Origin of the sequence: Paenibacillus agri (assembly GCF_013359945.1) — a bacterium.
GTDB lineage: Bacteria > Bacillota > Bacilli > Paenibacillales > Paenibacillaceae > Paenibacillus_AQ > Paenibacillus_AQ agri.
Genome location: NZ_JABWCS010000219.1, coordinates 103687 through 120376 on the forward strand (window position 1 = coordinate 103687; position 16690 = coordinate 120376).

General features: G+C 52.1%; 10 protein-coding genes and 1 riboswitch. Of the genes, 9 read left to right on the forward strand and 1 reads right to left on the reverse strand.

The window, feature by feature from the left end; all coding sequences use genetic code 11:
- The first annotated feature begins 1 nt into the window (after position 1).
- From HPT30_RS24290 to HPT30_RS24330, 9 genes are all read left to right on the forward strand, one after another.
- The gene (locus HPT30_RS24290) at positions 2 to 904 is read left to right on the forward strand and encodes a glycosyltransferase family 2 protein (protein ID WP_175373889.1); all 903 of its coding nucleotides are present in this window, start codon (positions 2 to 4) and stop codon (positions 902 to 904) included.
- Positions 891 to 2084: a glycosyltransferase family 4 protein gene (locus tag HPT30_RS24295; protein WP_175373890.1), complete on the forward strand. Its 1194-nt coding sequence runs from the start codon at positions 891 to 893 to the stop codon at positions 2082 to 2084. The genes HPT30_RS24290 and HPT30_RS24295 overlap by 14 nt, the downstream gene beginning before the upstream one ends.
- A complete protein-coding gene (locus HPT30_RS24300) occupies positions 2078 to 3223 on the forward strand; it encodes a glycosyltransferase family 4 protein (protein WP_175373891.1) in 1146 nt (381 codons plus the stop codon). Before HPT30_RS24295 ends, HPT30_RS24300 begins: the two co-directional genes overlap by 7 nt.
- A 112-nt stretch (positions 3224 to 3335) precedes the next feature.
- On the forward strand, positions 3336 to 4436 hold the full coding sequence (locus tag HPT30_RS24305) for a glycosyltransferase (protein ID WP_175373892.1): 1101 nt from the start codon (positions 3336 to 3338) through the stop codon (positions 4434 to 4436).
- Positions 4437 to 4440: 4 nt separating this feature from the next.
- A complete protein-coding gene (locus HPT30_RS24310) occupies positions 4441 to 5781 on the forward strand; it encodes a UDP-glucose dehydrogenase family protein (protein ID WP_175373893.1) in 1341 nt (446 codons plus the stop codon).
- A gap of 1376 nt (positions 5782 to 7157) precedes the next feature.
- Complete coding sequence (locus HPT30_RS24315; protein ID WP_175373894.1) at positions 7158 to 8531, forward strand: sugar phosphate nucleotidyltransferase; 1374 nt, start codon at positions 7158 to 7160, stop codon at positions 8529 to 8531.
- Between the two features lie 167 nt (positions 8532 to 8698).
- Positions 8699 to 8779, forward strand: a riboswitch (cyclic di-GMP riboswitch).
- Between the two features lie 10 nt (positions 8780 to 8789).
- Positions 8790 to 10421, forward strand: coding sequence for a glycosyl hydrolase (locus HPT30_RS24320; protein WP_246317405.1), 1632 nt, complete (start codon positions 8790 to 8792; stop codon positions 10419 to 10421).
- Positions 10422 to 10598: 177 nt separating this feature from the next.
- Positions 10599 to 12107, forward strand: coding sequence for a glycosyl hydrolase (locus HPT30_RS24325; protein ID WP_175373896.1), 1509 nt, complete (start codon positions 10599 to 10601; stop codon positions 12105 to 12107).
- A gap of 183 nt (positions 12108 to 12290) precedes the next feature.
- The gene (locus HPT30_RS24330) at positions 12291 to 14837 is read left to right on the forward strand and encodes a discoidin domain-containing protein (protein WP_175374046.1); all 2547 of its coding nucleotides are present in this window, start codon (positions 12291 to 12293) and stop codon (positions 14835 to 14837) included.
- Between the two features lie 622 nt (positions 14838 to 15459).
- On the opposite strand, the gene HPT30_RS24335 is transcribed toward HPT30_RS24330, so the two are convergent.
- Complete coding sequence (locus HPT30_RS24335; protein WP_175373897.1) at positions 15460 to 16632, reverse strand: GNAT family N-acetyltransferase; 1173 nt, start codon at positions 16630 to 16632, stop codon at positions 15460 to 15462.
- Positions 16633 to 16690: the final 58 nt, after the last annotated feature.

The window sequence follows — 16690 nt, forward strand, 5'->3', positions numbered from 1 at the left end:
CATGGATTCAGTGACAAGCGTGCTTGGCAGTCCGGGTAGTTACCCGATCTCGGCTGTCATTATCGCTCAGGACGACGAAACTCGCATTTCCAAGGCCATTCTGTCCTGCAGACTTTTTGCCGACGAGGTTGTAGTCATCGACGGAGGCAGCAAAGACGGAACGGTAGGGCTCGCCGAGAGCTTGAATTGCCGGGTGTTCGTTAATCCATGGCCCGGATACGCGAAGCAAAGGGAATTCGGAGTGGAACGCGCCGTCCATGATTGGGTCTTTCTTATTGATACCGATGAAGTGGTCAGCGACGAACTGGCTGCCGATATTCTTGAACGCAAGCCCGGGCTGTCCGATCCCGGCGTGGCCTATTCGTTATACCGGATCGGAGATTTCCTCGGCCGATGGCTGGATCGCGGAGAGCGTCTGGTGCGGCTGTACAATCGCACCCAATATGGCATCCGCAACAGCCTGGTCCATGAAATGCCGGATGTGTCAGAGAAGGATACCGTCCGCTTGCAAGGAACCTTGTGGCATCAGGGCTTCCGCAGCATTAATGACCATGTGGCCCGGTTCAACAAGTATACCGACCTTGAGGCGCAAAGCGCCCATGCCAGCGGCAAGCCGTTTCGGATCAGCCATTTACTGCTGAGACCCCCGGCGCGTTTTCTGCAGAAGTATTTTATACATGGATTGTTCAGGAAGGGGATGGCGGGTTTCGCCGTATCCGTATTTTGGGTGATGTATGAATTCATGGTTGCCTTCAAGCATTACGAGCTAAAAAGTGCAAAAAAGCTGGCGAAGCACAATGAGCTGGCACACAATCAAACACTGGCTGAGGTCCAGGCGCAAATTCAGGCCCAGACCCAGGCGGAGAAGGATAAGAAAGGGGAGAGAAGTTATGCCGTACAATGACGGATTGAACATTATGACAACAGGCCTTAGCTGGCCGTCATTACAGCCGGGTGGACTTAATACGTATTTCAAATCCATCTGTGAGCAGCTCTCCTCACGCAACCGGGTGCATGCCCTGATATGCAGTCAGGAAACGCCGCAGGTTCAGGGCCAGCTCATTATTCACAACGCCGGTGATCCCAAGGAATCCATATGGAAACGCAGAGATGCATTCCAACGTAAAGCGGCGGAGCTGATGGGAAGTGGCAGCGGAAGAGTGGATGTGCTGTACTCTCATTTTGCACCCTATGGTCTTGGTCCGGCGATTGAGGCCAAAAAACGCGGTATTCCGGTCATCATGACCTTCCACGGTCCGTGGAATGAAGAGATGAAGATCGAAGGCCGGGGCATCAAGCACCGGGTCAAAACGACGCTCGCCAAATCCATTGAACGCAAAGCTTATAAGCTCGCAGATAAATTCATCGTACTCAGCGAGACATTCCGTGACATTCTGCATGAACTGCACGGGGTTCCGCTTCATAAGATCATCGTCATTCCCGGAGCCGCCAATGTGGATCGATTCCATCCGGCGACCAACAAGCTGGCGATCCGCCGGGCGCTGAATCTGCCGGAGGGTGCCACGACGGTGCTTACCGTGCGCAGGCTGGTGAACCGGATGGGGCTGCTGCAGCTGCTGGATGCCTGGAAGCAGGTCTCGGAGCGCTTCCCGAATGCGATTCTGCTAATCGGCGGCAAGGGTCCGCTGCGCGGAGAGCTGGAGGAGAAAATAGCCGACTATGGACTGAACAATAAGGTTCGTCTGCTTGGCTATATTCCTGACCAGGATCTGGCTGGCTATTATCAGGCTGCTGATATGTTCGTAGTGCCTTCACAGGCATTGGAGGGCTTCGGTCTGATTACAGTCGAGGCACTAGCCACTGGACTTCCGGTTATGGCGACTCCGATCGGTGGCAACCGGGAGATTCTGCAGGGCTTCCGGCCAGAGCTGCTGTTCAAGAGCCCGTCCAGCGAGCATATAGCGGACGGCATCATCCACATGCTTGGGAACCGCAAGCTGCTCCCGAGCCGGGAGGAATGCCGGGAACATGCCCTGGAGAAATATACTTGGGAGCATGTGGCGGATGAGGTTGAATCCGTCTTCCATCAAGCGCTTGAAAAGGATGTGGCAGCAGGATGCTAAAAGTTGCTTACATCGACCATACCGCCAAGTGGAGCGGCGGGGAAGTCGCGCTGTTCAACATCCTTACGAATATTGGCGGACAGATTGAGCCGTTAGTTATTTTAGCCGAAGAGGGAACCTTGGCAGACCGATTGCGGGAAAAGGGTATAGACGTGCGGATTATTCCGCTCGATGAGAGTATTCGTACCCGGGGCCGCAATGCAGTAAATCTGGGTGCCCCGGCCGCGGCGCTGGGCCTGCTGACTTATGGCCGCAAGCTAGCACCGATCCTGAAGCAGGAGAAGGTAGACTGTGTGCATACCAACTCGCTGAAGTCGGCACTGTATGGAGCAATCGCCGCCAAGAAAGCGAAAGTTCCGCTGATCTGGCATATCCGTGACCATATCGGCGCCCCTTATTTGAAGCCAATTGTTGCTAAAGCCATCCGCTTGCTGTCCCGCCTGCTCCCGAACGGCGTTATTGCGAATTCCCACTCCACGCTCAGCGCATTGGAGCTGCCGAAGTCGAAAAAGACGCTGGTGGTCTACTCAGCCTTTGCTAAAGCCATCGGCGGCGGGATCGGAATCGGCCGCAAGGATCGTAAGGACTTTAACGTTCTGCTGGTGGGTCGGCTGGCACACTGGAAGGGTCAGCATATTGTGCTGGAAGCTGCGAAGACGTTCAAACACGACGAGCGGGTGAAGTTCTGGCTGGCTGGCGATGCGTTATTCGGTGAAGCGGAATACAAGAATGAGCTGATCACCACCATTGAGCGCGAGAAGCTGTCCAATGTGAGCCTGTTAGGGCATGTGGAGGATATTCAGGGCCTCATGGCTAAAGCGGATTTACTGATTCACACCTCGGTGACCCCTGAGCCATTCGGTCAGGTGATTGTCGAAGGCATGGCAGCAGGTCTGCCGGTTATTGCCTCGAATGAAGGCGGTCCGGTAGAAATTGTAGTTCCAGGTGAGACAGGGCTGTTGATTCAACCCGGCGACCCGGTCGTGCTAGCGGGGGCCATCAGCTGGATGCTGAATCATCCGGAAGAAAGACGCGTGATGGCGGAACACGGCATGAAGCGTGTGAAGGAGCATTTTGTGATCGAGAATACGGTTAAGGATATTGTAGATTACTACAAAGGCCTGGTGGCAGGTACCTGACACCCCCTGATCAATCTTCGGCTTTGACCGGAGCGAGCCCATGAAGCTGACAATTTGACGATGAAATGACTTTCTGATCATGATGCTCCATAAAACTTTGAGGATGATTCACATGAAAATTGCGATAGCGCACGATTACTTGATTCAGATGGGCGGAGCGGAAAGAGTGGTGGAGGTATTTCACCATATGTACCCGCAAGCTCCGATATACACCACGGTTTTTAACGGAAGCCGTCTGACCGATAACCTCAAAGACGCGGACATCCGGGCCTCCTGGCTGCAGAAAATCCCGGGTGTGAAAAGCAATTTCAAAAATGTGCTGCCGCTGTATCCGATGGCTGTCCGCGATCTGGATTTCAGTGGATTCGATATCGTTGTAAGCTCCAGCAGCGCTTTTATGAAGAGCATTGAGGTGCCGAAGGCGACGTTCCACCTGTGCTACTGTCACACGCCTATGCGATTTGCCTGGGATTACGATACTTACATGGAGCGGGAGTCCAATTCCAATCTGTTCAAAAAGCTGCTGAAGGTATACATGGAACAGCTTAAGAGCTGGGATCAGCGGACCTCGAAAAATGTAAACCAGTTCGTCGCCAATTCCTCTGTCGTGAAGACGCGGATTCAGAACTATTACCAGCGCGATGCGGATGTGATTTTTCCACCGATTAATACGTCCCGCTTCTCAAGCTCGGACTCTATCGGAGATTATTACCTGATTGTATCCCGGCTGGTGTCCTACAAGCGGATTGATCTGGCGGTGGAAGCTTTCAACCGGAACGGACTGAAGCTGTATATCGTTGGCGACGGGCCGGACCGCAAGCGTCTGGAAGGCATGGCGAAGGACAATGTGTCCTTCCTGGGCCGGCTGGCCGATGATGAGGTTACCGGGCTGATGTCACAGTGCCGCGCGTTTGTTTTTCCCGGTGAAGAAGATTTCGGAATCACGCCGCTGGAAGCGAATGCTGCGGGACGACCGGTCATCGCCTATCAGGCAGGGGGCGCGCTAGATACAATAGTCCCTTATGTCAACGGCGTGTTCTTCCGTCATCAAGAGGTTGAGGATCTGCTGGAAGCCATCAATGAGGTGGAGGCTCATGCCTGGAACATCGACGGGATTATCGGTCATGCCCAGAAATTCGATGAGCAGGCGTTTATGACCCGGTTCAAGCAGTATGTGGAACAGGCATATGTCAATTTTCTAAAAGGAGGATGATTGTATGAAGCTGGCAGTAATCGGCACCGGTTATGTAGGCCTCGTGTCTGGCGTTTGTTTTGCGCTCAATGGAAATCAAGTCATCTGCGTGGATAAGGATGCGGAGAAAATAAGCAAGCTGAACCAAATGGAATCTCCTATCTACGAGCCGGGTATCGAAGCGCTGATCGAGATGAACACTCAGGAGGGCAGACTGTCCTTCTCCGCAGATCTCCGGGATTCGGTGCGCCGCTCCGATATTGTCATCCTTGCTGTAGGAACACCTTCGTTGCCAGGCGGGGAAGCTGACCTTCGTTATATTGAAGGGGCTGCCGCAGAGATTGGTCAGGCGATGGAAGGCTATAAAATCATCATGACCAAATCGACTGTGCCGGTAGGAACGAACGAGAAAATCCGCCAGATCATCTCTACGCATACACGGCATCCATTCGATGTAGTATCTGCACCTGAATTTCTGCGCGAAGGCTCAGCGATCCAGGATACCCTGCACCCGGACCGGATCATTGTCGGCCTGGATAATCCTGCGCTGGAGCCGCTCATGCGCGAGCTTCACCAGGGCTTTACAGACAACATTTTCGTGACGGATATCCGCAGTGCGGAAATGATCAAATATGCATCCAATGCTTTTCTGGCGACGAAAATCTCCTTTATTAATGAGATCGCCAATATTTGCGAAAAGGTAGGCGCCGACGTCACTGAAGTGGCGCAAGGCATGGGCATGGACCGCCGTATCGGCTCCTCCTTCCTGCAAGCGGGTATCGGCTATGGCGGCTCCTGCTTCCCTAAGGATACCAATGCCCTGATTCAAATCGCCGGCAACGTCGATTATGAATTCAAGCTGCTGGAATCCGTTGTCGAAGTCAACAAAGGCCAGCGGTTCATGATCATCTCCAAGCTGCATGAATCGCTTGGCAGCCTGCGCGGGGCCGTCATCGGCGTGTGGGGTCTTGCCTTTAAGCCCAACACTGATGATGTCCGCGAGGCTCCGGCAAGGGAGATCGTAGAGGCACTGGTAGCCGAGGGGGCTACCGTGAAGCTGTATGACCCGATTGCCGCCGACAACTTCCGGCAGCAATACGACCATCCGCAGCTCCGCTGGTGCGGACTGCCAGAGGAAGCTGCCGCAGGCAGCGATGCGATCTGCCTCCTGACAGACTGGAGCGTGTTCAAGGATATCGATCTGCATGGGCTGGCGGAAAGCATGCGCCGCCAGGTTCTGATCGATGGCCGCAATGTCTACTCCAAGGAGCAGATCGAAGGCACCGGCCTGGAGTATCACTCCGTGGGCCGTCCACAGATGGGCGGCTTGAGCGGCTACTCGCCAAGCGTAGCTGGTGCGGTATAAAGCTGAGGCTGCGCCAGTTTGGCCGGTTTGGCAAAGCAGGGGACTGCATTAGCTATGCTAGTGCAGTCCTAGAGTCGATGAGGCTGACGCATAGGGGGAACTCTATCGGGAGCTCATACTGGCGGATGCAAATGTAGGGGAAACACTGGTGAGGGCTCGTATTAGCGATGTACAGGAGAACCGCTAGTGGCTGTTCGTATTAGCTGTTATAGGAGAACCGCTAGTGGCTGTTCGTATTAGCTGTTATAGGAGAACCGCTAGTGGGCGCTCATACTTAGATATTCCCGAAGTGTAATTAACGGCATTTTTGTACTCTAATTATTCTGTAACTTAGGGTTAGAGGTAATTAAGGGCAATTTTGTATCTTAATTATTCCATAATGCCCCTTTTAGAGTTTTTTTAAAAAAATAAGGTACAATAATGCTCTTAATTCTCTTATTTACTTATTTTTGAGAAATATAAGGTACAAAAATGCACTTATTTGGGGGAACCTTTTTTCACGGTTAAGAAGATGGAGAAAGGGAGGGGGCAGGTAGAGTTGTGTTCTAAAGCCCTAACTTCACCAAATTTACGCATGCTCTTTTGTTTGAATTTTAATAGTGAGAGTAACTGATCAGCATGCTTCACTGTTGTTAATATAAACATTTCATCCGACGAGAGTTAGCCTGATACTTTGTTTATATAGAGCTAGCCAGAACGTCCAAATGACAAGTTGTCCGATTAGCGGGAGCAAGTGGTTCCAAATGACAAGTTGTCCGAATAGCGCCAGCAAGTGGTTCCAAATGACAAGTGCTCCGATTAGCGAGAGTAAGTGGTTCCAAATGACAAGTTGTCCGAATAGCGAGAGCAAGTGGTTCCAAATGACAAGTTGTCCGAATAGCGAGAGCAAGTGGTTCTAAATGACAAGTGTCCCAATAGCGAGAGCAAGTGATTCTAAATGACAAGTTGTCCGATTAGCGAGAGCAAGTGGTTCCAAATGACAAGTGCTCCGAATAGCGAGAGCAAGTGGTTCCAAATGACAAGTTGTCGGATTAGCGCCAGCAAAGGGTGCCAAATGACACTTGATCCGATGAGCGTCAGCAAGTACATCCGGGTTATCACTATCTATTTATTTTACCCGCCAATACGTTTAACCTAACACTTCTTGTGAACTTTCTCTATTTATTCGCTTATGAAATATAGATGACAGGAAGGGACGGACTAGGCTGATCTTGGCGTTAAGAGATTCATCATGCAGACTCGCCATAAGCGATTGATGTGCTGAAGTCTGTTTTACCGGGATTACTTTATAGAGGTCCAATTGGCCCTTCTATATCGCATATACAGCAAGCATGGGATTGGTTTCGGTTTACCATACGAATGAGGAGGGTTCACTTATGAAACTGGTACTTTTATCAGGCGGTTCAGGTAAGAGGCTCTGGCCATTGTCCAATGATTCACGTTCGAAGCAATTTCTGAAGGTACTGGAAAGCCCGCAAGGTGAGCCGGAATCGATGGTGCAGCGGGTGTGGAGGCAGCTCGAAGAGACTGGACTCGCAGATTCGTCTTATCTGGCTACAGGCCGTGGACAGGTAGAAATGATTCAGAGCCAATTGGGAGGTCATGTGCCGATTATCGTTGAGCCGGAGCGCCGCGATACCTTCCCGGCTATTGCGCTGACAGCAGCCTATTTATATACCGTGGCTGGCGTGTCGCCTGCCGAGACGGTGGCTATTTTGCCAGTGGACCCTTATGTTGAGGCTGCTTTCTTTGAAACGGTAGCCCAGCTTGAACATACGATGGAGGAGAGCGGCGCCAATCTAGCGCTGATGGGTGTGGTGCCTGAGCATGCTTCGGAGAAATACGGATATATCATCCCGACCTCCGATGAGCCTGCGGCGAGCGGCTTTATGCAGGTAAGCCATTTTCAGGAGAAGCCGGATCGCGTGCAGGCGGAGAAGCTGATCAGTCGCAATGCGCTGTGGAACTGTGGTGTGTTTGCTTTCCGTCTCGGGTATCTGCTGGATATTCTGCAACGCAAGGGGCTGCCTCTCAACTATGAGGAACTGCAGAAGCAGTATAAGCTACTGTCTTCTATTAGCTTTGACTACGAAGTGGTGGAAAAGGAAGAGCGAATTGTTGTGCAGCCGTATGACGGCTTCTGGAAGGACCTCGGCACGTGGAATACATTGACGGAAGAGATGAGCAGTAATCATGTCGGCAAAGGCGTTGTCACAGCTGATTCCGAAGGCACCTGCCTTGTGAATGAACTGGATATTCCTATAACAGTCATTGGGGCGAAAGATCTAATTATCGCTGCCAGTCCTGACGGTATTCTCGTAACCCATAAGGCGGAAAGCCCACGGATCAAAGAGGTGCTGAAGTCGTTTGATCAGCGCCCGATGTACGAGGAACGCCGTTGGGGCCATTATCGTGTCATTGATTATGTGAAATATGAGGAAGGCAATGAGGTGCTGACCAAACGGATTTGCATCTCGCAAGGTAAGAATATCAGCTACCAGTTGCATCGCAAACGCAGTGAGATCTGGACCATTATCAGTGGGGAAGCCAGTATTGTTTTGAATGAGAAAATGCACAACGTGAAGGCGGGCGATGTGGTCCGTATTCCGGAGGGCACCAAGCATGCCATCCTGGCTCTGACGGATGTGGAGTTTATTGAAGTACAGACAGGCTCTGAGCTGGTGGAGGAAGATAATATCCGTATCACCCTGAATTGGGAAGATATTGGGCTGCATCAGTTTATCTCCTAGGACCGGATTCCGGTGTTAGGGATTTTAATAGAACAAACTATCTATTTAACCAAATGCGAAGTTTATAAAACAGGTATAAAGACTCAAAAATGATATTTTTTTCATAAATGCACTAAAAAATAATTAAATAGCGTCGATATTTACGGTAAGAGGAATAAACCCTCTAATTCGACAAAAGGCAAACCTATCGAAAGGTAGGGACGCAAAGCCATAGGGCCTTTCGCAAGAATGGCAGCCTGGCCACCGAAAGGGAGATGTATGTTGAAAGCTTACCGTAAGTATCGTTTGTTGCGAGCCCTCCTGTCCCTTGTTCTGTTTCTGACAGCCCTTCCCCTTGGAATGGGAATCGTCCCGTCTGCGGCAGGAGCTGCAAGCTCCGGTACTCCGGTTAATCCCGCTGCCTCGCCTGAAGCTGTAAAGTTGCTTAATTACATGTACTCTTTATCCGGAAAAGGAATTATCGCAGGGCAGCATGACTACCTGGAGAGTCCCGATGAGTTCAATCTCAAGCTGCAAGACACCAGCGGCAAATATGCCGCACTGCACGGTTACGAAATGGGGGCCATCAGCGGCCAGAATGAGAGCCAGGTTGCCTGGTATCGCCAGAATGTAGTGAACAGCGCCATCAACTGGAGCAAGAGCGGTGGAATAGTCGCCATGACCTTCCATGCCAACCTGCCTGGGACTAGCTATGATTGGTCCAATGTCCACAGAAGTCTCAGCCAAGAGGAGTTTAACAAGTACGTTACTCCAGGGACAGTACAGTACAACAACCTGATTGCCGAACTGGATAAGGTGGCTGTACCTTTGAAAAGCCTGCGTGATGCAGGGGTGCCCGTATTATGGCGGCCGTATCACGAAATGAACGGAGACTGGTTCTGGTGGGGAAAGAAAAATAATTTCGCCGCACTTTGGAATATTATGTATGACCGTTTTGTTAACGTTCATAAATTAAATAATCTGCTGTGGGTATGGAGTCCGAATGCCCCGAATGCTTGGGCTGATCCGTATGCCCTGACCTATCCGGGGGCGGATAAAGTAGACATTCTCGCCGCGGATATATATGAGAACGATTATAAACAAAGCCATTATGACAGTCTGCTGGCGCTGGCAGCCGGGAAGCCGATCGGTATCGGAGAGAACGGGGAAATGCCAGACGTAGCCAAGCTGAGAGAGACCCAGAGCAAATGGACCTTTATGATGACCTGGGGAAAAATGCTGTACGATAATAACCACACTGATAATATTAAAGGTTTTATGAACAACAGCTACACGATAACCAGAGACAAGTTTGCGGCTGGAGCGTTGCCAGCACCTACGCCTACGCCACCACCGGCACCTCCAACACCAACTGTTACGCCATCGAACACACCGAAACCTCCTGCTCCAGCTAACCCTACAGGGAATGCTGGAACGGGGGGGACGCATAAGACGGCTAACGGGTTAACGGGGGAATACTTCAATAATATGCAGCTTTCTGGTGCACCAGTTCTTACCCGGGATGATGCAGTAATTGATAATAATTGGCGGCAGGGTTCACCAGATACAGCCCTGCTCGGCGTTGATAATTTCTCTATCCGTTGGACAGGGAAGATCAAACCGCTGTATAGCGAAGATTACCAGATCTACACCGAATCCGATGATGGCATTCGGGTATGGATCAACGGGCTGGCGGTCATTGACAGCTGGAATAATCAGAGCGGAGCAGAGCACCAGGGGAACATCGCTCTGAACGCCGGGCAGCTGTACGATATTAAAGTGGAGTATTACGAGAATCTGGGTGATGCCCGGGTGCGCCTGATGTGGGGGAGTCCTAGTCAGGTGAAAGAAACGGTTCCGGAAAGCGCATTGTTTAAGAGTGCGTTAGGAACTGAGAATTCCGTTATCTAGTCAGTACGCGTCTAAAGGGTAACAGCAATGAGGATTCTTTTTAGCCGATCGGTAGCCCTGCTCTTTGGCAGGGCTACTGAACTATAAGCCTCCGGGAGAAGAGAGCGGTTGACCTAGATGAAGGTCAGCTTAGTTACGACCGGACGGATATCCCGGCTACCGAAAGGAAGATGACACATGAAGCCATCCCGTAATTTTCGGCTGCTTACGACCTTGTTTCCAGTTCTTCTGCTTCTGTCTCTCCTGCCCTCCTGGGGTGATGTTCCCGATTCGGGTGCCTCTCCCGAGGACAAAGCGGCGATAGTCCCGGTCAATCCTTCGGCTTCGCCGGAGGCACGCCGATTGCTACAATATTTGACGGATCTTAGCGGTCAGGGAATTATCTCCGGGCAACATGATTATCTGGAAAGTCCTGATGAATTCAACAATAAATTGAAGTCAGCCAGCGGGAAATATGCTCTGCTGCATGGCTATGAACTAGGGGCATTGAACCATCAGTCCGCAAAGACAATTGCTATACAGCGCCAGGCTGTGGTAAACAGCGCCATCAAGTGGTATGAAGGGGGCGGAATTGTCGCTATGACCTTTCATCAGAACTTGCCGGGCACTTCCCCAGTATGGTCCAATGTTTCCATGAAGCTGAGCCAGGAGCAATTCAATGCCTACGTTACTCCTGGTACCCCACAATACACTAGTCTGATTGCAGAACTAGACGATATCGCCGGGTATCTGGGTGAATTGAGGGACGCAGGGGTACCGGTCCTTTGGCGGCCTTATCACGAGATGAATGGAGACTGGTTCTGGTGGGGGAACAAAAACAATTTTGCTGCTCTCTGGAATCTGGTTTATGACCGCTTTACCCATATCCACAAGCTTAATAATCTATTATGGGTGTGGAATCCGAACGCGCCGGGACCAACCGCGGGCCCTTACCGTGATTATTATCCAGGCCCGGGGACTGTGGATGTGCTGGCGGCCGATATCTATAATAATGATTATCAGCAAGCCTACTATGACGACCTGCTGAAGCTGGCTGGAAGCAAGCCGATCGGTATCGGCGAAAGCGGCGAGCTGCCGGACCCGAAGCTTCTGTCCAAGACCCAAAGCCGCTGGGTATATATGATGACTTGGGGTAAGATGCTGACCGGGAACAACAGTGCCGGGCAGATTCAAAGCTTTATGGGTAGTCCGTATACGATATCAAGAGATGATTATATACGTACAGTAGGCATAGCCTCGGTGTCGGAGAAGCTCACTGCGACAAATGGTCTGAGCGGAGCATACTTTAACAATGCAGAGCTGGTGGGAAAGCCGGTGCTGCTTCGCCAAGACAGCGTGATAGATTTTAATTGGCATGGAGGCTCTCCAGCGGCAGGTATTGGCTCTGATACCTTTTCTGTACGCTGGAAAGGGAAGATCAAACCACCATCCAGTGGAGACTACACCTTCTCGGTGTCCGCAGATGATGGGGTCAGACTCTGGGTCGGCGGCAAGCTGATCATAGACAGCTGGGAGAACCGGAGCGGAATGGATCGGACCGGCAGCATGAAGCTGCGCAAAGATACTTTATATGATATTAAGGTGGAGTATTATGAGAATCGTGGAGATGCCAGCATCTCTCTGAAGTGGGCAGGACCGCACCTGAAAGAAGCCGTTGTACCGCAGAATGCATTGTTCTTACCATAATGGAAGCAGAGCTTTCAGGGCACATCACCTAAAGAAAGCGAGGACAAGGGAATGAGCGTAACAAGATCAACCCGCAAACCTTTACTTGCCATACTAAAATTTATTGCCTTGACGGTCTTATTTCTATTGTCTGTCTCTGTGTTTGGAAAGGACGGCACGCGCAGCGGTGAGGTGGAGGTCGATATGTCGAAGCTTACCGCCGCCAATGATACTGGTCCTGTAATTCCCCATGGCACTTTAATTTGGAGGCTGGGTCAGCATGACGGTTCGGCGCGTGAATTCGCCGTCAGTGGTTCATCCGGTGCCAAAGCGGAGTTCCAGGTAGCTTCTTCCGGAGTGAGGGCGACGTCGCTGAAGAGCATTCCCTCCGGTCTGGACGGGACGACAGAGCCCGAACTGAGCATCGACTACCAACTGGACAAGATCCCGATGAACGGGGTCTTGTTTCGCGTTAGTATCCTGGATGCCTACAAAGCCGTTCCGCAGATGAGCGTCTTTTCCAATCTGCAGTTGTCAGGCATTATTCAGATTGCCGGTGTAGCGGGAGCAGAAGAGCAATACAATTTCCGCAAAACCTATGAGCTGTACATCCCGAAGGAACAGCTACAGGTCGGGAGCAATGAACTGAAGCTTCAGGTGACCCGTGGTTTGTATTCTTCTAGTGCAGAGGATAAGTTCAACTGGTGGACTTGGGATGACCTTAGTCTGGAGTCATTGAATGAGCCGATTAAGGAACCGATTCATGGCAGCTATACGCTTACGGGAACGATGGTGAACAACAAGCAGTTTTATTTTGACGAAGGTGCGGTTGCGCATCTGCCTTATGTTATGAAATGGCTGGGAGTGGCCTACAGCGGAAACATCATGCGTGCCAGCTGCGCTAGCGACGTCGGCCGGTCCTGCTCCAACATGGAGGAGTATTATAAGGTGCTAAAGGATTACAACATGCAGGCAGTTGCACTCTATTTATACACCGGCGACATCAAGCTGAAGGACGATGGTTCTCTGTCCGATGAAGCGGCCAAGAAATTGACGGATTATTTCCGCCAGTATAGCCCGTATTTTCAATATTATGAAGTCGATAACGAGCCGGGGCTGTTCAATCGTTCCAAGGCTGTTAACCTGGCTGTCGCCCAATGGCTGAATACTAAAGGGAAAGAGATAGCACCGTACCTGAAGACGGTAGCCCCAGGCTGGGCGTATTGGCCGGAATACCAGCAGAATTCCTGCGGTAACCAGAAGGGGGGAGTACGCGAGTGCGGAGATCCGGATGGGTGGGAACGGGATCCCAAACAGCGGCTGGAGCTGGAACAAGTAACGGATCTGACGAATGGACATTCTTATGGAGATTCTTATATTTTCAGCAACGGCGGCAGCTTCACGGAAAATTTGAAAACCTTTGGCGGAGCTGCGGACGGTCTGGCCAAAAAAATGCTGACCACCGAATTTGGCACCTCGGACAGTCATGTGGACGCCTACCAATATGGTGCGACCGAGCGGACGGCTGCCGTATTCGACCGGATAATGCGGGCGCATATCGGTTATGCGGATATGTTCATCCAGCACGCTGCATTTTTCAAGGACTTCAGCCTGTTCAAATACGGATTTAATCTAGAAGAGCATGACCCTGCCAAGACGGAGATTTATTATACGAAAAATAATGAGGACTCCCGGGTCAGCATTATGCGTCGTCTGAGTCTGGCCTATGCCACACACGGGGCTCCACTCACCTATGAAGTTACAAATAAAGCAGCTCTTGCGGATAAACTTGTCTACGTCCGTGCTGTGGATACCTCTACGCTGGACCCGCTTGCCGGTAGTGGGGCGACCTCGAACAAGGTGCTGGTGAACCTCGTGAATTTCGAGAACACGGTGCAGACGGTGTCCGTGAATGTGACTATGCCGAAGGCCGTAATCTATGAGGGAGAGCGGTTCGGCAACGGGAATACCTATGAAGAAGCTCGGAGTTATGTAACGGGGAAAAAAGCATCTCCGGTACTGACCTTTAAGGAGACGCTGGCGCCTGGGGAGGGTGTGCAATATATTTTGCAGCCTTCAGCTGAGGTGAAACCGTCAGCGCCACAGAAGCTGAAGGCCGTTGCCCTCAAAGGCCCTGCCGTCCAGCTGAACTGGCTGGAAGCGCCGGGTGCAAGTTATGAAGTGCTGCGGGGCGAAGGCTCCGGCGGTGCGCTGCAGGTCATCGCTTCCGGTGTTCAGAGCACGCAGTATACGGATGTCAGATTACGTGAGGGCACTCTGTATACCTACAAGGTACGTGTTACCGGCTCCACGGTAATGTCGGAACCCGTCCAGATTACGGCTACCGGACTGGTACCGCTGGACAGTAGCGGATGGCAGGCTTCCTCTAACGCAAGCGGCGGGACTTCTAATCCGCGAAGCGCTTTTGACGGTGATCGCCGGACCCGCTGGGACACCGGCAAACACCAAGTCTCGGGAGAGTATTATCAGGTGGATCTGGGCGAGGTCCACAGGATTGAAAGACTGGATCTTGATAACACCCTGTCCCCTTATGATTACCCTAGAGGTTATGAAGTCTATGTCTCGGAAGATGGAGCGGACTGGAGCAGGATTGCTTCAGGCAAAGGCAGAACAGAAGCAACGACCATTACCTTTACTCCGACCCAGGCACGCTATGTGAAGATCTTGCAGACAGGCAGCGGTGGAAACTACTGGTCGATTCACGAGCTGCAAATTTACTCGAGAGATTAAAGCAATGCGAAATTATTCTATATAGTACGAACTTAACAGTCTAACATCATGGATAGGAAGAAACTCTTGGTATACAAAGGTGTAACTTGAGGCATCACGTTCGAGAATAAGAGGGGCTTTGGGTTTTGATAACAGGAAAATATACCTTTAATTATTTTCTTACACCTTATTTGTGAAAAATAAAGGGAATTTCTCCAGTTAAAAAGCATCTTAGCTCCGTTATTGCATAGTTACAGAGGATTTAACGGGAGTTTTTCCAGTTATTTTAAAAAAAGAAGAGGATTTAATCAAAATAACAGGAATCATTCCCGTTATTCCCATGCCCTATGGAGTAAAGTCGGGCTTTTCGGTGCAATTGTCACCTGAAAGAATGGAATTCTTGTAAATCAAGGTCTCATTTTATGCCTTAGGACAAAAGAGCGTGTTATCTAGATGTCGATGTCTATTTTCGAAATGACGTTGTGTTTTTAGATGCGTTTTAAATATCATTATAATAAAACGAACAAGCCTCCATCCGCAGATTGCGGATCGGAGGCTTATTTGTTTTTGGTATCACGATCGTGCTGTATTTAGCACGCTGGATTGAATGCAGGGACAACGTGGCCGGTAACCTTATCCCGGGTTAAATAAAGTTCAGCCCAGCCATATAAGGAAGGGGCAGCGTAGCGTCCCCTTCCGGAGTTCCAGCCGGGAGAAGCGGGCTGGCGGGATCGAAGAGCAATGAGATCAGCCCGCGGTCGTCTGTTGCGGCGGAGAGGCCGATGTTCCGGCTTGCCCGGAACGCCTCGGTCTGCCGCAGCAAGGCTCCACGGTCAGCGATGCAGACCGTGCCGCTGTTCGCGCCGCCCGTCATAGCGGCGCGGGCATCGCGCAGCAGCGACAGCAGGCTGCGCTCCTGCCACGGCACGGGCACCTGCAGCTTGCTGGTGCCCGTGCACAGGGCGGCCTTGGCGAGTAGCGCAGCTACCGCTTCCGGCCGCCCGGCCCATTCCAGCGCCGTCCCTTGGTTCGGCGCGTCACTCTCTGGCGCCGGTAGCGCAGCCCCGGCGCCATCGCCCGCCGCTGGCAGCGCAGCCCCGGCGCCACCGCCCGCCGCTGGCTGCACCGCCCCGGCGCCATCCCCCGCCGCCGGCGCCACCGCAACGGCGACAAAGCCCTCGATGCTGCCGTCCCGCTCGGCGACGAGGGTGCGCTGGGGCAAGCCCAGCACACCCGCATAAGCCGCGGCGCCCAGCAGCAGACCCAGCTCGGCCGGACTGTGGACATGTCCGGCCTGCCGGGACAGGAGCAGCCGGTTGACCGCGGGCAGGTCGCCCGGCTGCATCGGCCGCAGCGTCCAAGCGTCCCCGGCCGCAGCGGCCAGGGCCTGTGCCGAGTCCTGCGTCAGCTCGGCATGCACGGCTGCTCCGAAGGGTACGCAGCCCGCGCGTTCATACAGGGAGCGGTCGCCGGACACGAAGATCAGCGACGCTCCGGCTCTGGCCGCATGGGCCTGGCACAGCTTGAGCAGCTGTCCGGCCAAGCCGACTCCCCGATAAGCCGGGGCAGTGCACACCGCCCCGATGGAGAAGACCTCCAAAAGGATGTCCTCTGCCTGAATAACAGAGGGGACAAGCCCCATGAACGCCGCCAGTGTCCCGTCGCTGGTAAAAGCACCATAAGAATGGCTGATTCCCGGCTGGAAGATCGCCGGGAACAGCTGCTTCATGGAGAGATCACCGTCATTTCGGAAAATGGCGTCTGCCAGTGCCGCGGCTTGATCCAGCTCGTTGTTTCTGATTAATCTTAGTTGCATTTATCGTCTGCCCCCTGGTATGGAATGAAGTAATCGGTGCAATTTAATAATTAAAGTA